Below are 17,424 nucleotides of genomic sequence, written 5' to 3'. Positions count from 1 at the left end.
GCTTCAGCTGGTAGAATGTATCGTTTGAAAAAAGTTGCTAGTATATTTTACCTCTTGCACTAAGATTTATTTTTATTGTCGTCTAATTCGGTATGAACCCAAGTGATCGCCTCCTGTAGGCTGGAGAAGTTATAAAATGGTCTTTTAGCAAAGTGCTTTTCTACTTCAACCGATTTGCTGCAAAGGTGGCTATAGGTAACTGTCGCGTAGCTTACAAAATTATCTAAGTGAAGTAAAGGGCATTCACCGTACTGATGAGGTAAAATACTATGAGAGTTGATTCGGTTAGAAATATAACTGAAAGGTTCTCCATTTTCATAATACTTTAAAACTAAAGGTATAATCTCATCAAGTTTGTCAAGAGATATTGTTATACCTTCTTTAACTTCTGAAACAAAATAATTAGTATAAAAATAAAATGTGCCCAGGTTGATTTCGTGTTTAGCAATTAAATGATCTGACATGTTTTTACTTTTTTTGATTTGGGGATTAGTCAATGTATTGATTTATCGATTACAAGGTAATCGCTGATTAGTAATTATTTATGTTTTGTGTGAAGAGAGTTAATCCTTTGGTATAATACTTTCTGCCCATTGCACAGCCAGATCGAGGCTATGAAAAATTTGTATGGGAATTTTCAAGAAAGCTTTTTCAAGATTAGCAACATCGGTATTGGTCTTATCGTAAGTAACTATTGCATATCCTAATGTGTTAGGTAGTATTTTTGCAGTTTCAAAGTGAATTGTTGGATCCATCGAATAGGAGTTAACTCGATTGGTAATGTATACAAAAGGTTTTTTTCGGCCGTAGTATTTCTTAGTTAGAGTATTGGTGACTTCAAGTGTCATTTTAAGATCAACTACGACTCCTTCATTAATTTCGGAAATCATAAAATGATCGTAATAGTAGAAAGTACCTATATTAGCAATAGTATGTTTTTTTATTAGTTCGTTCTTAAGACTATTAGGCATTATGGATAAATGATTTAGGGGTAATAAACAATAAATATACAATAGTAGGTTTCAAAAAACTAATTTTGTTTAACTAGAAACCAATCCCCTTAATGATGATGAAATTGGGAATGCATTAAAATTAATAAAGTTTATTTTGTTGATTAATAGTGTTTTGTGTCGTTTTTTGGTGCGTTTTAGTAAAAAAATATTGTTTTGATAATTTTTAAGGTAAGGTTTTACAAAAGGTGCTTCATTACAAGAAAAATGGGAGGTTAAAAAAAACTTTTGATAAAGAAGAAAATTTTAAAAACTATTATTGGCTGTTCGGGAAATTATTCGTTACTTTGCACCCTGTTTTGAAATAACACCAAAATTAAGAAGAAATGTCAAGAGTTTGCGAGCTTACAGGAAAAAAAGCAATGGTGGGAAATAACGTTTCTCACGCGATGAATAAAACGAAACGTAAATTCAATGCGAATTTGATCAAGAAGCGTTTTTATATTCCAGAAGAAGATCGTTGGATAACGCTAAAAGTGTCTACTGCGGCATTAAAAAATATAAACAAGAACGGGATCTCTGCTGTACTTAAAGAAGCTAGAGAAAAAGGTTTCTTAAATAAATAATTCTCCTTTTATAAAAGATATTAGAAATGGCGAAGAAAGGTAACAGAGTACAGGTAATCTTAGAATGTACAGAGCACAAAGCTTCTGGTCAGCCAGGTACATCAAGATACATCACTACGAAGAACAAAAAGAATACACCGGACAGAATGGAGTTAAAGAAATTTAATCCTATTCTTAAGAAAATGACGGTTCATAAAGAAATTAAATAATAAGACATGGCAAAGAAATCAGTAGCATCGTTACAAACAGGGTCAAAAAGATTGACTAAAGCCATCAAAATGGTAAAGTCTCCAAAAACAGGAGCGTATACCTTTGTAGAATCTATTATGGCTCCAGAACTTGTAAATGACTTTTTAAAGAAAAAGTAATTTCCTGTTAAAAGATATTTAAAAGAAGCCGTTTCAATTGCATTGAAATGGCTCTTTCTTTTTATATTTAGGCAGTCTTTTTGCTAAGGCAAAAGATTTTTAGAAATCATGATATAGAATTGAAGAAATGGCACTTTTTAAAAATATATTTTCCTCTGAAAAGAAAGAGACTCTAGATAAAGGATTAGAAAAAACCAAAACTAGTTTTTTTTCTAAGCTTGGTAAAGCAGTTGCAGGAAAGTCCAAAGTTGATGATGATGTTTTGGATGAACTGGAAGAAGTTTTGGTAACTAGTGATGTAGGTGTCAAGACAACGATAAAGATTATAGAGAGAATCGAAAATCGTGTAGCAAAAGATAAATACCTAGGTACAGATGAATTGAATAAAATACTGCGCGAAGAGATTGCAGGGTTACTATCCGAAACAAATGTTGGTGAGGCTACAGATTACGAAATTCCAGAAGGTAAAAAACCTTATGTGCTGATGGTGGTTGGAGTAAATGGAGTAGGCAAAACCACTACAATAGGAAAATTAGCATACCAGTTTAACAAAAAAGGTTTGAAAGTAGTGCTGGGAGCAGCAGATACCTTTAGAGCAGCTGCAATAGATCAACTTCAGGTTTGGGCAGATCGAGTAGATATACCGATTGTAAAACAAGAGATGGGAAGTGATCCAGCATCAGTTGCATTTGATACCTTACAATCTGGTGTAAATCAGGATGCAGATGTCATTATTATAGATACAGCAGGACGATTACATAATAAGATCAACTTGATGAATGAGCTGACCAAAGTAAAACGGGTAATGCAAAAGGTGATAGGAGATGCTCCTCATGATGTGTTATTGGTTTTGGATGGTTCTACAGGACAAAATGCTTTTGAGCAAGCCAAACAATTTACTGCAGCAACCGAGGTGACTTCGATGGCGGTAACCAAATTAGATGGAACGGCTAAAGGTGGAGTAGTGATTGGGATTAGCGATCAATTTCAAATTCCTGTAAAATATATTGGTGTAGGAGAAGGCATAGAAGATCTTCAGGTTTTTAATAAATACGAATTTGTAGATTCTTTTTTCAAGTAGAGAGAAAGCGTTATGAAATAGTTAAAAAGACACTTTGAAATCGTCAAAGTGTCTTTTTTTTGTTAATTTTCTGTTAGGGAAAATAAATATTAACCGATAGCGCATCAATTTTTCATGGAACTACTTAAGAAAAGTTATATCCTTTGTTTTGTTTTTTTAACTGTATTTTGGTCAGAAGTACATGCTCAAGATCAAATAGAAAGTGGTGAATTGCTTTGTAGGGTTTTGGATTCAAAAACGAAATTCCCAGTATACTATGCTACTGTAAGATTTACTGGAACTAACAAAGGGTTAATCGCAGATGATAAAGGAGAGTTTAGACTTTTAGCATATACCAAACCAAACACTTCGGCCAAGATTACGATCTCATCGATTGGATATAGAACCAAAGAAATCTACCTAAGCGAACTTCGGAAGGACCAGGTTAATATTATTCAACTACTCCCTGATGTTGAAGAATTGGAACAGGTAATGTTAGTTTCCAAAAAAAGTACTGAGAGCAAAAAAGAAAAATTACCTAATGCTGAGACAATTGTCATCGAAGCATTAAAAAAACTATCGGTCAATCATGCCAGAAAGCCTTCCTCGTATATTGCATATTATAGGGATTACCAACAACCAATAGACGATTCCTATGAAAAAGTGCGCAAGAGAAATCAAGATGTAGAGTATCTCAACCTTAACGAGGGTATTGTAGAGGTATTTGACGCTGGCTTCGGTACCGATTATTTTAATAATCAACAAAATCAAACGTTGGTTTACAGGTATCATAAAAATGAAACTTTTACCAGGGATAACACCCTGTCGGTTCCTTACGATAACAAAAGAAAAAAATATCTTGAAAATGTGAAAATCCCACCGTTTGGTGGTAATGAGTTAAGCGTGCTTAATGTGACTAATGCGATTCGAAATCATAATAAGGTGTCATTTTCCTTTGTTAATGTATTTAGAGCAAATTTTACCGAAAATCACTTCTTTGAGATAAACGGGGTTAGCTATCGCAATGGTCAACCTATTTATGAGATTATTTTCAAGGCTCAAGAAAGCGTATCAGGACGAAAATATGTGGCAAAAGGAACCATTTTTATTGCCAAAGAAAACTATGCGATCCATAAACTTAACTATCAGGTTTACGAAAAAAGGTTTAAAAAAATGCTTTATGGAGTTACGATGGAGTATGCTCCTATTGGTGAAAAAATGTATTTGAATTATATCACATTTAATAATCGTTTCCAGGTGAAGAGTGATGATTATTTCAAAGTGAAAGAAAAAAAGTTAAATGTCAAGGATCTCTATGTAAATAATGAATATTTCTACGTGGAAGATGTTTTTTACGATGTTTATTTCAATAGAAAAGTAGATGAGGCATCCATTGCCCCGATTCAAAAAAAGTTCAAAGCGACATATTCTTATAAAGAAGAGAAGGTATCAATAAAAGAAGTCGTGGTTTTGGATGACCGTATAAGGATCTATCTGGATAAAAAGCAGTTATATGCTCTACCTAATTTTAATGAAAAAACTTTTCCTGATGAAATTAGGTTAAAAATTAAGAATATTAAAGATGTCGATGGGAATGTGTTGAACAAAACTCCTGACATTAAATTAAATCAGTATCGAGAAATGTTTGTGCAAGAGGTGTTTCCGGAAAAAGATTTACCAGAAGACGTTAAAGTGATGAACAAACATACACCCTTGGCAACTTCTGAAATCAATGAATTCGAAAGGAAAAATGAATATTGGTTGAATACCCCATTAAAGAAAAATAAGACTCAATAGATCGTCCCAATGTGTGGTTGATCCTATTTTGTAAGGATATTGTTATTAAAGCGTTAAAAGAAAGGGTGTTAAGAGTATTTCTTAACCTCTTTTTTTATTTTAAGGTGAGTAATTAAAGATTTGGTTATGAACAGTAGGGGAGTACTCTTGATTATTTTCTATTCAATATTTTTTTTATCACTTATCCATGCTCAAAATATCAGTACAGATCAGTTGATATGTAAAATAATAAATCAGGATTCCAAAACTCCGGTCTACTATGCTACGATAAAATTGGTAGGGACTAATCTAGGAGTTGTGGCAGATGATAAAGGACAATTTAGGTTGCCTGGGGATTTGGAAATGTCCAGTAAAATTAAGGTGTCTTCTATTGGGTATGTTTCAAGAGAAATTTCAATTTCCGAATTGAACAAAAAACACACGAATATCATTTATCTTGCTCCAAGTGTCGATCAGTTAGAAACAGTAACCCTTAAATCAAAGAAAAAAAGGAAGAAACTCTTATCTGCAAAACAGATAGTAAAAAAGGCAATAGCTAGTATTGATAATAACTACCCACTAACCCCATTTTCCTATATCGCCTATTACAGGGATTACCAACAACCAGCAGATAGTTTATATATCTCTCGGTCAAATAGGCAGTACATACCCGAGTATATTAACCTTAATGAAAGTGTAATTCAAGTATATGATGCTGGTTTTGCCACAGACAACATGACTCATCAAAGAAATCAAACGGTGTTGTATAGCTATGTGGAGAATAAAGATTTTGAAAGAGACAATTCCTTATCTATTCCCTATGATAATCACAGTAAAAAGTATTTAGAGAATACGATCATTCCTGCCTTTGGAGGAAATGAGTTTAATATCCTATTACTAACTGATGCTTTGAGAAACCACGACAAACCATCGTTCTCATTTGTTGAAAATTTAAGAGAAGATTTTGTTGCAAATCATAGATTCGAATTGAATCAAATTCGCTTTTTAGACACTATTCCGATTTATGAAATAGACTTCTCTACTAACGCATATGCTTCAGGACCGCAACACTATGCTACAGGAAAGATATTCGTAAATACAGAGAGTTTTGCGATTCATAAATTGAGCTATACCGTATTTGAATCGTTTAAAGACGCTCCGTTATATGCGATAACCATCGCCTACAAAAGTGTAGAGGAGAAGATGTATTTGAATTATATCACGTTTAATAATAGGTTTGAAGTATTCAAAGATCCCGAATTTAAAATTGAGAATGTAGTATACAGTCCGCAAGAAAATATTCTAGATGTTTTCTTTAATAATGAATTGAATACCAACTTTACCATTAGTCATTTAAAACGCCCTAAATTGAAACACAACGGAAAGGATGTTGTTATCACTAGTCTTTTGGTACTCGATCGACAAATTCAAATCAAATTAGACGATGCATCAAGATTAGGCATGACGGATGAAGAATCTAAGCATTTATCTAGAAGCATAGGTTTGATGTTGAAAGGAATCAAAGATATACATGGTAATGTATTGCATGATATCCATAAATTGCTTTTGAATCAATACAGAGAGATATTTGTTCAGGAAGTTTTTCCAAACATGGAAATCCAGGAAGGATATGAAGTGATGGATAAGTATACTCCTTTGTCTAAGGCTGAAATCAATGATTTTGAGGATAAAAGTAAGTATTGGATCAATACTCCGTTAAAAAAAAATAAAAAACATTGATTACTTTTCGTAAACGCCTATTTTTAGAAACCATAAGGTAAACACAAAAAGCATAAACTCTCTACTAATGAAAAAGATTGGTCTTCTATTAATTGTATTTTTTAGTTTTTTAGCATGTAAACAACAAAAGGAAACTAAACCTGTTGTCGAAAAACAACCTACAGTAACTTGGCAATCTTACGATGAAACAGCAGACTTGGCAAAGACTCTTAAGTTAGAACAGGAACGGATGCATTTAAAATTGGTCAACTCTAAAGTTTATGATAAAAACAATATTTGGAAGGGAGTTGAACAGGAACTGGACTATTTTACTCCGGAAAAATATAATGCGCTGAAGGATGTAATTCTAGAAAAAGACATTCCAACATTACAACAAAGCATAATCGACGGTAAACTAACCTATGAAGATCTCACATTGTTTTATATCTATAGAATACGTAAATACGAAAGTGATAATAACTTGTCTCTTAATGGGGTGATTTTACTGAATCCTAAGGTGGTACAACAAGCAAGAGCGTTAGACCAAGTAGATAAATCGACTATTGATATCCATTCTGTGCATGGTATGCCGATTTTATTGAAGGATAATATCAATACCAAAGGAATGATTACTACAGCAGGGGCTGTTGCTTTGCAAAATAACACAACAGGTGATGCTTTTATTACCAAAAAGCTATTAGACCAAAAAGCTTTGATTTTGGGGAAAGCTAATCTAAGTGAATGGGCGTATTTTATGTGTTCCGGATGTCCAGTTGGCTATAGTGCAGTAGGAGGGCAAACGATGAACCCTTACGGTAGAATGGTTTTTGAATCCGGAGGATCTAGTTCGGGTAGTGGTGTTACCGTAGCTGCAAACTATTGTGTGGCTGCTGTGGGGACAGAGACCAGTGGGTCTATTTTATCACCTTCAAGTCAAAATTCGGTAGTAGGACTTAAGCCTACGATTGGGGTATTGAGTAGATCAGGAATAGTTCCTATTTCCAGTACCTTGGATACTCCTGGTCCTATGACGAAAAACGTAATTGATAATGCAATTCTTTTTGATGCCTTGGTAGGGAAAGATAGTCAGGACGAAGCTTCTGTAGCAGTAGAGGCCACTTTTGTTGATCAACTCAAGAATGCAACGGTAAAAGGAAAGCGTTTTGGAGTGATAAAAGGATTATTAGAAGATTCTATTTATAATATAGCTGTAGAAAAACTGAAAAAGGCAGGTAGTGAGATTGTGGTATTAGAACCAGAACAAACGCCATTACCAGGTTTTTTGAGTATTTTGAATATTGATATGAAAAATGACTTGCCTAAATATATCAGTCAAAATGCAGGAGCTCAGGTAACCATCAAAAATATAGAAGATGCCATTGCGTTTAATAGAGCAGATTCTGTAATCCGAATTCCTTATGGGCAGCAATTGTTTGAAGGTATTATGCAAGATCCAACTACAGCAGAAGAGTTAGAAGAGATCAAAGCAAACCTTAAAAAAACGGCACGAGCTTATTTTGATGTACATATAGATAAACATCAACTGGATGCGGTGCTCTCTATTAATAACTACCATGCTGGATATGCTGCTGTTGCAAAATATCCGGCACTAACCGTTCCTATGGGGTATACTGAAAAAGGAGAGCCAAAGGGGCTTACCTTTATTGCCAAAGAATTTTCTGAAGCTCAATTACTTCAGTTTGGATATGGGTATGAGCAAGTTTCTAAAGAGCGAAAAATGCCGTCAAATTATATCAATTAATCAATAGATTAATTTTTTGCCATAATTCATTGTCAAAGCTAGAGGGGCCAAGAAATGATGCACCTGCACTATCACCCAAGCGTACAATAACCAGATTTTGACTAGGTACAACGTAGAGCTTCTGGTCGTCTTTACCTAGGCCTGCGATTAAATCCTGAGGAGCATCGGGAATAAGTTCTCCGTTAAACTGAGTTTCAGATGCAGGGACTCTGTAGTTGGATGATCCGTTAAGCCACCAAAGATAGCCATAGGCAGCGTTTAAGTCTTGAGATGTTGAAGTCATGTCTTCATAATATTGAGTATCGGTTAAAATATTGGTGTTATCCCAAGCACCTTCATTCAAGCTTAGTAATCCAAATCTTGCCATACTTCTTGCTGTACTATAAAATACATGAGCATATCCTAATCTAAGCCAGGTACCATCCATACCAATAGGACTACCTATTTTAGAGTTAAAATAGGTGTTGTAAGTCGTATTTGCAGCCGAAGAAACAATATCGGTCAACAAGGTATATGCTGCGTTGTGATAGTACCAAAATGTTCCAGCCTCATTCAAGTAAGTAAGGCAATCTGCATCTGTGCAATTGGTGTTCGCAACATTATAATCCAAACCAGTAGTCATGGTCAAATGATTGCGAATGGTTATTTGTGATTCTTGGGTACCTGTGATATTGGCCCATCCACTTTCCAGATATAATGAAGAAGGTTCATCAATTTGTAAAAGACCCTCTTGCTGGGCAATTCCAGTAAGAGTAGCGGTCAGGGTTTTTCCTGCAGAATACCAGGGGTAATTTTCAGATGCAGAGCCACCATTGAAGTATTTTTCGACAACAATCCTTCCGTTTTTCAAAATAATAAAAGCTTTGGTACCTTTATTTTCCAAAAAATCATACAAAGGCTGTTCTTCATCTGTATTCCATCCCAAATCAGATATGGAAGCTTTTTCCCATTCCTGGGAAGTAACCGGAGGGAAATATATTTGACTTAAATCCGGAGAACTCGGAGGGAGTTCATTGCTATTATCATCTTCAGAACAGGATAGCATGCCAAAAGCAATCAATGCACATAATAGGTAGGCCTTTTTCATAGGGTAGTAATGTTTGTAGATTTGGACTCATTAATATACAAAAGGTTTAATTAGCCTAACAATCTTTAACATATTGTACTCCAATTTGTGTTCAAACTTGGTTTAATCATTGTATCTTTGCACACCTTTATCTGAAAGATATGAGAACAAAGACATTAAAAAAGAACAAGATCAATGTTGTAACGCTTGGTTGTAGCAAGAATGTGTATGATAGCGAAGTGTTGATGGGCCAACTCAAAGCAAACAACAAAGAAGTAGTTCATGAAGAGGAAGGAAATATTGTGGTGATCAATACTTGTGGTTTTATTGCAAATGCCAAAGAAGAATCTGTAAATACCATTTTGGAGTATGTGCAGAAAAAAGAAGATGGAGTTGTTGATAAAGTGTTTGTTACTGGTTGTCTTTCGGAAAGGTACAAGCCAGATCTGGAAGAAGAAATTCCTGATGTAGATCAATATTTCGGAACTACAGAGTTACCCGGCTTATTAAAGGCACTTGGTGCAGATTACAAACACGAGTTGATAGGGGAGCGGCTTACCACAACCCCAAAAAACTATGCGTACCTCAAAATTGCAGAAGGATGTGATCGTCCTTGTTCTTTTTGTGCGATCCCTTTAATGAGAGGAAAGCATAAATCTACTCCAATTGAGGATCTGGTAGTAGAGGCCGAAAAACTGGCAGCAGATGGAGTAAAAGAGCTGATTTTGATCGCTCAAGATCTTACCTATTACGGTTTGGATTTATATAAAGAACGAAAATTAGCAGATCTACTTAAAGCGTTGGTTAAGGTAGAGGGAATCGAATGGATTCGCTTGCATTATGCTTTTCCAACTGGTTTTCCGATGCAAGTTCTTGAGGTCATGAAGCAAGAACCTAAGATTTGTAATTATATCGATATTCCGCTACAGCATATTGCGGATCCGATACTAAAATCCATGCGTAGAGGTACTACAAAAGCCAAAACAACCAAACTACTGCAAGAATTTAGAACAGCAGTTCCAGAAATGGCTATAAGAACAACACTTATTGTAGGGTATCCGGGAGAGACCCAAGAGGATTTTGAAACCCTAAGAGATTGGGTAAAAGAAATGCGTTTTGAACGCCTGGGTTGTTTTACCTATTCGCATGAAGAAAATACCCATGCTTTTTCGCTTGAAGATGATGTCCCGGAAGAAGTGAAAATGGAAAGAGCTAACGAGATTATGGAAATTCAATCCCAGATTTCTTGGGAGTTAAATCAACAAAAGATAGGACAAGAATTCAAGATTGTCGTAGATCGCAAAGAAGGGAATTACTTTGTAGGGCGAACAGAATTTGATTCACCCGATGTAGATAATGAAGTACTCATTGATGCTTCAAAGTATTATCTAAAAGTAGGAGAGTTTGCTACGGTTAAAATTTATGAAGCCGAGGATTTTGATTTATACGGAGAAATCGTGTAATCTTATTTTACGGTATTGTGTTCTCTATCGAATGCATTAATAAATGGTTTAGTACATAAAAAGAAGCTCAATAGGAGCTTCTTTTTATTTGATGTTTATAAGATTACAGTACCTCAAACAATTCATTAATTGGCTTGCGAACCTTTTTGCTATTTTGCGTTGGATCTTCACTAGAACGATATCCAATAGTTGCAATTACTGCGGCGGACAATCCTTTTTCTTTCAGCCCTAAGATTTGTTCGTATTGTTCAGCTTCAAAACCTTCCATAGGACAAGAGTCAATTTTTAATTCTGCACAGGCAGCAAGTAAATTTCCAAGCCCAATATAGGTCTGTTTTGCGGTCCAGGCTTTGACAGCATCTTCTGGTAAACTACCAATTTTAGATTTCATGAAATCTCCGTATCCAGATAGATCGTCGACATTTAATCCCTGTGTATTTGCTTTCAACTCTAGGTACTCATCGATTACTTCGGGTTGTACTTTGGTATAATTGCAAAACACGATCAAATGAGAAGCGTCTACTATTTGAGATTGTCCCCACGATGCGGGTTGTAATTTTTTTCGGAGTTCTGTATTCTCTATGATCAATACCTTATAGGCTTGTAGCCCATAGGATGAGGCAGATAAGGAAATAGCTTCTTTTATCTTTTCAAGATCTGTTGCTGATACTTTTTTAGTCTCGTCAAACTTTTTGGTGGCATAACGCCATTTTAAATTTTCTACTAGTTGCATGTTATTATGTTTTAAATAGACATTGGTACTTCTATTAGTAATAGTTTTGATGTGCTATCGGATTGGAGTTTTATTTGATCGATATCCCATATTCCGTAACCATCGCGTCGGTTTAGTTTTTGGTCTTCTATGGTAATGTCTCCTTCCAAAACAAAAGCATACACTCCATTCTTTGGATCTTTGAGTGAATACGAAAATGCTTCACCTTTTTCAAAAGATCCCATATGAAACCAGGTATTCTGGTGTACCCATACCCCTTCATCGCTTTTATTTGGGGAAAGGATTTGCTGCAAGTTTCCCTGTAGGCTTTCTGGGGCTAATGTGATTTGATCATATCGGGGGTCAACATTTTTTTTGTTAGGGAATACCCAGATTTGAAGAAATTTGACTTCTTTATCTTTATTTTTATTGTATTCACTATGGAAAACTCCAGTTCCTGCGCTCATTACCTGAATATCTCCTTCTTTGATCACTGTAGTATTGCCCATACTATCCTGATGTTCAAGATCACCTTCTAAAGGAATAGAAATAATCTCCATATTATCATGAGGATGTTTTCCAAAACCCATTCCCGGAGCTACAGTATCATCATTGAGAACGCGTAATGCTCCAAAGTTGGTGCGTTCGGGGTTGTAATAATTGGCAAAACTAAAAGAATGGTAGGAATTCAACCATCCATGATTTGCTTTTCCTCGAGTTTCTGCTTTATGCAATATTGTTTTCATTGTATCGCCTTTCTTTTATAAATTATTTTGCAATACAAAATTGGTGATACTCGGATTAATAGAAAATGCGAGAACACTGGATAGACATATAAAAATCCGACATGTATCTTATTTCCCATATTGAGAAGGCGATATACCAGTAATTTTTTTAAAAAAATTACTGAAGTTAGAGGGTTCAGAAAACCCAAGTTCAAATGAAATTTCTTTAGTGCTAAGATCCGAGAAGAACAACATTCTCTTTGCTGCAATTATAATTCTGGATTGTAAGTATTCTTTTGCGGTTTTACCAATTAAAAGCTTAATAGTACGGTTCAAATGATCGGGAGTAACATGTAGTGCTTCTGCATATTGATGCACCTTGTGCCATTCGGAAAAATGATTTTCGATCAGATTTTTATAAGCTTTAAGAATAGTGGTGCCAGCATGTACCTGTTGAGGATTTTTTTGTTCCAAAGTACATATATTGTTGCAGGTGATTAGAAAAAGTTTCAAAAGAGCCCCTATTGCCGACATCCTAAATTTGGTTTCAGAACTTAAAGTAGTTAGCATCTGATGACTATATGCATTCAAAATATCAATTTCTTGCTGATTAAGAGGTAATGGAGGAGATTGCCCATAATCAGTAAATAAATTAATGTCTTCTATAAAACAGTGATCGATGTGACTCTCTTCCAGGAATTCGCTAGAGAAAGTGATGACCCATCCATTGGATTGCTCTTTTTCTATAATTTGATGTACTTGTCCAGGGCTTACGAAAAAAATAAGATTATTGGTGAGTTGATATTCGTTAAAATCAATAAGATGAATACCAGAAGCCTTTTTTGCAAAAATGATAGTATAAAAATCATGACGATGCGGTTGATTACCGTTTCCTTTTTGGCGATCATAAATATCCTCCATTTTCTGGATATTGAATAGTAATCTCTTTTTGGAATGATCAATAAGTTCGTATGTAGGAATTGGCGACGACTGTGTCATATCACATAAAATGAAACAAAATTTTCATCTCAAGATACGTGTTTTTTGGTTTGATGATTGTTAGGAGTATGTTATTTATACATGGAAATGTTTGCAGTTACTAACTTGTTATAATTATCGTTCTGTCTAAGAATGATTTAAACTATGTGGACCGAAACGTTAGTATACACATAAAAAGGAGGTCAATATTGACCTCCTTTTTATGTGTATACTACTTATTTTTTCTGGCTAATTCAAATAGTACTGTAGTATTGTATTATAAAGTTGTAATTACTAAAGAACTACTCCACTTGCTAAATTCTGTATTAGAACATTTAGTTCTTACAATTACAATATATTCTGTAGAGGATTTTAGATTATTGATAGTTACCGTATTCGTTTGAGTTGATATCAATTCAGAATCATTGATTATTGCAGTAAAAGTGTCATCTAATGATACCGGCTTCTCTGCGTATCTGATTTCCCAAGTAAGACTTTGAGCGTTTTCGGCATCCCAAGTTACATTTGCTTTTTCTGTAGTCACTTCTCCGGCAGTAAGTCTTTGTGGTACGATACAAAATTCAGTTACATCTTCGTTATCCGGGTCGATACCAATAACATCTGTTTCTTCATTATTAGTTTGATCAGTTTGCACAGGTGCAATATCGAAATCTTCTGTTTCGCATGCGATGAATGCAAAAATAGCAACTAGTAGAATGGGTAATTTTTTTAACATGATTGAGATTTTTTCGTTTAGTTTTTGTTTTTGAAATCGTGGACAAAATTATCTAAAAATAGTGTTCAAAATACCCTTTGGAATTGTGACTAATGTTTTGGGATCAAATTGTAAATTGAGGTATTTTTATAAGAAGATTAATAAGAATTAGAAAACGGTAATGGTTCTCTTGATGAGATTAAAAATATGATTAAAAAAGCTTGATTTTAGTGAAAAATAGATAACTTAAAAAAAGTGCAAAAACGATTAAAATTAACAATAGTTTAATATTAGAGCCTTTTTTTGAGTTTAAATTATTGATTTGTCAAATAAAATAGGTTTTTTACGATAATAATTCAATATCGATGAAGTTTCTTTGTATGTATAAATTGTTTTAATTAAAAGGAATGTGTACTTCATAAAATGTAACTTAAAAATACCATGCTTTTACTTAAAATTTATCATGTAATAATGGTTTGATAAAACAAAATTTGTACCTGGATTTGATCAAAATACAACTGTTTTTATTAAGTCGTTTTGAAAAGCTTCTTAATTGTTCAAAATGATTAATTTTTGCCAAATTTTTCTACTTAATCCAGTTGTCAGTGTTTCTATTTCGTTTACAGCGCTAACTACGGCTTCTTCAGGCAAGCTTTGTGAGTACAATGCCGCTACTTCTCCTACCAAAGCAGTTGCTTCAGAACAATAATCCAAATATCGTTGTAGTTCAAACTTGGTTAGTGTTCTTTTTGGAGAATGTTCGGTAGCAGATTCTGGATTATCATTTACATAGGGATCTTTGGTGAGTTGATGCATATCGATAACATGAGCAATTACTCTAAGTTCATTTAGAGATTTTAAAGCCTTTCTGGTTTTAAGGCGGGATTCTAAAGAGACCAAAAAGAAAATAGCAGCACCAACAAGTATGATGTCGTTAAAAATAGCTTCAGAGACGGTGACAACATTTGCCAATGTAGTATTTTCAATTTTGAGGTCAATTAATGTAATACTATAAAGTAAGCCGACTATCCCTACAAGTATAATGAGATAGGAGAAAAATCGTAACGAGATATTGGGTTTCGATATCCAATGGATATTATGTTGACTTTGCTGGGCAATGGTCAAAAACTGAAGACATATCTTTCTTAAGTTCGAATTAGGAAATCGATCGGCAACTCTTTTTTCAAGTTTGTCAATAGTCTTTATTATTTTTTCAGACTCCAGTCGTACCGTATCATTCATATATCAAATTGATCTTGTTTTGGTAAATATAAAAAAAGCCGAAACAAATAGTTTCGGCTTTACAATTTGTATATGAGTTTTAAGACTTAGGAATCGGGAAACCTCTGTCCCTCATTAACGCTTCTATATTTGCATCACGACCTCTAAACTTTCTATAAGCTTCAGCAGGATCCATAGCGTTTCTTGGAGCAAATAAATATTTAACCAATTTATCGGCTACTTCTTTGTCATAAAACCCGTCTGGAGCTTCTGCAAATGCTTCGGCAGCATCAGAGGTAAGTACATCTGCCCACATATATCCATAGTAGGCTGTTGCATATCCTTCTCCAGAAAAAACATGTCCAAAATGAGGAGTGCGATGACGCATCACCAATTCCTTAGGCATTTTTAGTTCGGCTAGGGTTTCTCTTTCAAATTTATCTACATCAATAGTAAACGGATCCGCAAGATGAAATTTCATATCCATTAAAGCGGATGCCAAATACTCTGTAGTCGCAAAACCTTGATTAAAAGTAGCTGCCTTTTTAATTTTTTCTACCAAAGTCTTTGGGATGGGTTCTCCTGTTTTGTAATGCACCAAATAATTATCAATCACTTTATCTGTAGATAACCATCTTTCTAATAATTGAGATTGAAATTCTGTATAATCTCTAACTCCACCATTTAGTGTAGGGTATCTCACTTCAGAGGCAAAGAAATGTAGTGCATGACCAAACTCATGAAAAAATGTTTCTGCATCATCCCAAGATACCAAAACAGGCTCACCGGGAGCGGGTTTTACAAAATTGGAGTTGTTCGATCCAAGAACCGTCTTTTTACCATCAAAGGTTGTATGGCTTCTATAGGTAGTAGCCCAAGCGCCAGAACGTTTTCCTTTTCTTGCAAATGGATCCAAATACCATAATCCAATGTGCTCTCCTGTAGTCTTGTCATTTACTTCCCAAACTTTTACATCTTCATGAAAAACAGGAACTTTTCCTTCTGTGATTTCTGAAAATTTGAAATTAAATAACTCTCCAGCCACAAAGAACATGGCTTCACGTAGTTTATCTAATTGTAAATATTGTTTTACCTCGTCGGAGTCCAGGTCATATTTCTTTTTACGCACTTTTTCAGCATAGTAGCGGTAGTCCCAAGGTTCAATAGTAATCTTATCTCCATTAGCATCGACAACGGCTTGCATATCAGCTACTTCTTCTTTTACACGTGCAATCGAAGCAGGCCAAACTGCATTCATAAGCGTCATCGCATTTTCTGGATTTTTGGCCATTCTGTTTTGTAATCTCCAATCGGCATAATTGTCATATCCCAAAAGACCTACGCGTTCTTTTCTAAGCTTAAGAATTTTAGAAATATTGTCATTGTTATCATGATCATCTCCATTATCCCCTCTAGAGTAGTAGTTTTTCCATACTTTCTCTCTAAGCTCCCGTTCGTCCGAATAGGTTAAAAAAGGATCCATAGATGATCTGGTATTAGTAACCGCATACTTGCCTTCTTCGCCCCGATCTTTTGCTGCCTTGGCATATGCTTTAATTAGAGGTTCGGATAGACCGCTAAGTTGATCTTTGGTTAAGTAAGTAACATACCCTTCTTCATCTGCCAAAATATTATTCGAGAAGTTCGTATATAGCCCTGATAATTCTTTGTTGATTTCTGCATATCTTTTTTTCTTTTCGGCATCCAGCTCGGCACCGTTCATAGCAAATTGTTCGTATACCAATTGCACCACTCTTTGCTGGTCGGTTTCCAAAGGTGTTTTTTGTGAATTTTCATATACCGCTTTGATTCTTTGAAACAATTTCTCGTTTTGTGAAATTTTGGATCTGAAATCAGATATTTTGGGCGCCATTTCTTTTTGGACCTCCCTAAAAGCTTCTGAAGACATGTTACTTCTCAAAATACCATAATAAGTAAAGGCTCGATTCAATGCTTGACCAGCACGTTCCATTTCTTCGATGGTATTTTTGAAGGTTGGTGATTCTGGATTGTTTGCTATTTTTTCAATTTCTTTTAGATTGATTTCCATTCCTTTTTCAAGGGCAGGTTTGATATCTTCTACTTTCATATTATCAAAGGCGGGAGTACCTCCATAATCTCCAGTCCATTCTTCTAATAGTAGATTTTTTGTTTCTTCAGTTTTCATGCTTTCTGCTGTCTCCTTCTTTTTATCACAACTCGATAGTAATATCGCAGTTACTAGTAGTATCGATGTTGCTTTTTTAGGAATGTGTAGGATATTCATTGAGTTGTATTAATTGA

Annotated in this window: 17 protein-coding genes; 8 read left to right on the top strand and 9 right to left on the bottom strand. The window is 34.7% G+C overall.

Features of this window, described 5'->3' with window-relative positions:
- Window positions 1-59: 59 nt before the first annotated feature.
- Both ACXAGJ_RS06490 and ACXAGJ_RS06485 read right to left on the bottom strand, forming a co-directional pair.
- Window positions 60-464 carry a hypothetical protein gene (locus ACXAGJ_RS06490; protein ID WP_474838221.1) on the bottom strand — a complete coding sequence of 135 codons (405 nt, stop codon included), beginning with the start codon at window positions 462-464 and terminating at the stop codon, window positions 60-62.
- Between the two features lie 99 nt (window positions 465-563).
- Window positions 564-971 (bottom strand): hypothetical protein, encoded by a 408-nt coding sequence (locus tag ACXAGJ_RS06485; RefSeq protein WP_474838219.1) that lies wholly within the window; start codon window positions 969-971, stop codon window positions 564-566.
- Between the two features lie 365 nt (window positions 972-1,336).
- Between ACXAGJ_RS06485 and rpmB the strand changes: the two genes are divergently transcribed.
- The 7 genes from rpmB to ACXAGJ_RS06450 all read left to right on the top strand — a co-directional run bounded on the left by rpmB (window position 1,337) and on the right by ACXAGJ_RS06450 (window position 8,261).
- Window positions 1,337-1,576 (top strand): 50S ribosomal protein L28, encoded by a 240-nt coding sequence (rpmB, locus tag ACXAGJ_RS06480; RefSeq protein ID WP_073320538.1) that lies wholly within the window; start codon window positions 1,337-1,339, stop codon window positions 1,574-1,576.
- 26 nt (window positions 1,577-1,602) lie between these two features.
- Window positions 1,603-1,785: a 50S ribosomal protein L33 gene (gene rpmG / locus ACXAGJ_RS06475; RefSeq protein WP_013070733.1), complete on the top strand. Its 183-nt coding sequence runs from the start codon at window positions 1,603-1,605 to the stop codon at window positions 1,783-1,785.
- Window positions 1,786-1,791: 6 nt separating this feature from the next.
- Window positions 1,792-1,944 carry a DUF4295 domain-containing protein gene (locus tag ACXAGJ_RS06470; RefSeq protein WP_073320536.1) on the top strand — a complete coding sequence of 51 codons (153 nt, stop codon included), beginning with the start codon at window positions 1,792-1,794 and terminating at the stop codon, window positions 1,942-1,944.
- A gap of 127 nt (window positions 1,945-2,071) precedes the next feature.
- The gene (ftsY, locus tag ACXAGJ_RS06465) at window positions 2,072-3,025 is read left to right on the top strand and encodes a signal recognition particle-docking protein FtsY (protein ID WP_474838214.1); all 954 of its coding nucleotides are present in this window, start codon (window positions 2,072-2,074) and stop codon (window positions 3,023-3,025) included.
- Window positions 3,026-3,139: 114 nt separating this feature from the next.
- A complete protein-coding gene (locus ACXAGJ_RS06460) occupies window positions 3,140-4,801 on the top strand; it encodes a carboxypeptidase-like regulatory domain-containing protein (RefSeq protein WP_474838212.1) in 1,662 nt (553 codons plus the stop codon).
- Between the two features lie 126 nt (window positions 4,802-4,927).
- The gene (locus ACXAGJ_RS06455; protein ID WP_474838210.1) at window positions 4,928-6,520 is read left to right on the top strand and encodes a carboxypeptidase-like regulatory domain-containing protein; all 1,593 of its coding nucleotides are present in this window, start codon (window positions 4,928-4,930) and stop codon (window positions 6,518-6,520) included.
- A 67-nt stretch (window positions 6,521-6,587) separates the two neighbouring features.
- Window positions 6,588-8,261 (top strand): amidase family protein, encoded by a 1,674-nt coding sequence (locus tag ACXAGJ_RS06450; RefSeq protein WP_474838208.1) that lies wholly within the window; start codon window positions 6,588-6,590, stop codon window positions 8,259-8,261.
- Here the strand turns inward: ACXAGJ_RS06450 and ACXAGJ_RS06445 are convergent.
- Window positions 8,254-9,348, bottom strand: coding sequence for a serine hydrolase domain-containing protein (locus ACXAGJ_RS06445; protein ID WP_474838206.1), 1,095 nt, complete (start codon window positions 9,346-9,348; stop codon window positions 8,254-8,256). The two genes, ACXAGJ_RS06450 and ACXAGJ_RS06445, sit on opposite strands and share 8 nt — an antisense overlap.
- Before the next feature lie 140 nt (window positions 9,349-9,488).
- Between ACXAGJ_RS06445 and rimO the strand changes: the two genes are divergently transcribed.
- Window positions 9,489-10,790, top strand: coding sequence for a 30S ribosomal protein S12 methylthiotransferase RimO (gene rimO, locus ACXAGJ_RS06440; protein WP_474838204.1), 1,302 nt, complete (start codon window positions 9,489-9,491; stop codon window positions 10,788-10,790).
- A 103-nt stretch (window positions 10,791-10,893) separates the two neighbouring features.
- On the opposite strand, the gene ACXAGJ_RS06435 is transcribed toward rimO, so the two are convergent.
- The 6 genes from ACXAGJ_RS06435 to ACXAGJ_RS06410 all read right to left on the bottom strand — a co-directional run bounded on the left by ACXAGJ_RS06435 (window position 10,894) and on the right by ACXAGJ_RS06410 (window position 17,407).
- The gene (locus ACXAGJ_RS06435) at window positions 10,894-11,523 is read right to left on the bottom strand and encodes an NAD(P)H-dependent oxidoreductase (protein ID WP_474838202.1); all 630 of its coding nucleotides are present in this window, start codon (window positions 11,521-11,523) and stop codon (window positions 10,894-10,896) included.
- Between the two features lie 11 nt (window positions 11,524-11,534).
- Entirely contained in the window at window positions 11,535-12,248 is a 714-nt protein-coding gene (locus ACXAGJ_RS06430) for a pirin family protein (RefSeq protein ID WP_474838200.1), read from the bottom strand.
- Window positions 12,249-12,356: 108 nt separating this feature from the next.
- Window positions 12,357-13,226: an AraC family transcriptional regulator gene (locus ACXAGJ_RS06425; protein ID WP_474838198.1), complete on the bottom strand. Its 870-nt coding sequence runs from the start codon at window positions 13,224-13,226 to the stop codon at window positions 12,357-12,359.
- 256 nt (window positions 13,227-13,482) lie between these two features.
- Window positions 13,483-13,941 carry a fibronectin type III domain-containing protein gene (locus tag ACXAGJ_RS06420; protein ID WP_474838196.1) on the bottom strand — a complete coding sequence of 153 codons (459 nt, stop codon included), beginning with the start codon at window positions 13,939-13,941 and terminating at the stop codon, window positions 13,483-13,485.
- 528 nt (window positions 13,942-14,469) lie between these two features.
- Window positions 14,470-15,162 carry a hypothetical protein gene (locus ACXAGJ_RS06415; protein WP_474838194.1) on the bottom strand — a complete coding sequence of 231 codons (693 nt, stop codon included), beginning with the start codon at window positions 15,160-15,162 and terminating at the stop codon, window positions 14,470-14,472.
- A gap of 79 nt (window positions 15,163-15,241) precedes the next feature.
- Window positions 15,242-17,407 carry a M3 family metallopeptidase gene (locus ACXAGJ_RS06410; protein WP_474838192.1) on the bottom strand — a complete coding sequence of 722 codons (2,166 nt, stop codon included), beginning with the start codon at window positions 17,405-17,407 and terminating at the stop codon, window positions 15,242-15,244.
- Between the last annotated feature and the right edge of the window lie 17 nt (window positions 17,408-17,424).

Source organism: Aquimarina sp. AWH4_224, assembly GCF_056160245.1.
The sequence above is the reverse complement of the archived record's forward strand: the minus strand, read 5'-3'. Positions and strand labels throughout refer to the sequence as shown.

What these genes read in the sequence shown, in the direction of transcription:
- ACXAGJ_RS06490 (WP_474838221.1), bottom strand. Translation starts at nt 464, where the DNA reads ATGTCAGATCATTTAATTGCTAAACACGAAATCAACCTGGGCACATTT.
- ACXAGJ_RS06485 (WP_474838219.1), bottom strand. Translation starts at nt 971, where the DNA reads ATGCCTAATAGTCTTAAGAACGAACTAATAAAAAAACATACTATTGCT.
- rpmB (WP_073320538.1), top strand. Translation starts at nt 1,337, where the DNA reads ATGTCAAGAGTTTGCGAGCTTACAGGAAAAAAAGCAATGGTGGGAAAT.
- rpmG (WP_013070733.1), top strand. Translation starts at nt 1,603, where the DNA reads ATGGCGAAGAAAGGTAACAGAGTACAGGTAATCTTAGAATGTACAGAG.
- ACXAGJ_RS06470 (WP_073320536.1), top strand. Translation starts at nt 1,792, where the DNA reads ATGGCAAAGAAATCAGTAGCATCGTTACAAACAGGGTCAAAAAGATTG.
- ftsY (WP_474838214.1), top strand. Translation starts at nt 2,072, where the DNA reads ATGGCACTTTTTAAAAATATATTTTCCTCTGAAAAGAAAGAGACTCTA.
- ACXAGJ_RS06460 (WP_474838212.1), top strand. Translation starts at nt 3,140, where the DNA reads ATGGAACTACTTAAGAAAAGTTATATCCTTTGTTTTGTTTTTTTAACT.
- ACXAGJ_RS06455 (WP_474838210.1), top strand. Translation starts at nt 4,928, where the DNA reads ATGAACAGTAGGGGAGTACTCTTGATTATTTTCTATTCAATATTTTTT.
- ACXAGJ_RS06450 (WP_474838208.1), top strand. Translation starts at nt 6,588, where the DNA reads ATGAAAAAGATTGGTCTTCTATTAATTGTATTTTTTAGTTTTTTAGCA.
- ACXAGJ_RS06445 (WP_474838206.1), bottom strand. Translation starts at nt 9,348, where the DNA reads ATGAAAAAGGCCTACCTATTATGTGCATTGATTGCTTTTGGCATGCTA.
- rimO (WP_474838204.1), top strand. Translation starts at nt 9,489, where the DNA reads ATGAGAACAAAGACATTAAAAAAGAACAAGATCAATGTTGTAACGCTT.
- ACXAGJ_RS06435 (WP_474838202.1), bottom strand. Translation starts at nt 11,523, where the DNA reads ATGCAACTAGTAGAAAATTTAAAATGGCGTTATGCCACCAAAAAGTTT.
- ACXAGJ_RS06430 (WP_474838200.1), bottom strand. Translation starts at nt 12,248, where the DNA reads ATGAAAACAATATTGCATAAAGCAGAAACTCGAGGAAAAGCAAATCAT.
- ACXAGJ_RS06425 (WP_474838198.1), bottom strand. Translation starts at nt 13,226, where the DNA reads ATGACACAGTCGTCGCCAATTCCTACATACGAACTTATTGATCATTCC.
- ACXAGJ_RS06420 (WP_474838196.1), bottom strand. Translation starts at nt 13,941, where the DNA reads ATGTTAAAAAAATTACCCATTCTACTAGTTGCTATTTTTGCATTCATC.
- ACXAGJ_RS06415 (WP_474838194.1), bottom strand. Translation starts at nt 15,162, where the DNA reads ATGAATGATACGGTACGACTGGAGTCTGAAAAAATAATAAAGACTATT.
- ACXAGJ_RS06410 (WP_474838192.1), bottom strand. Translation starts at nt 17,407, where the DNA reads ATGAATATCCTACACATTCCTAAAAAAGCAACATCGATACTACTAGTA.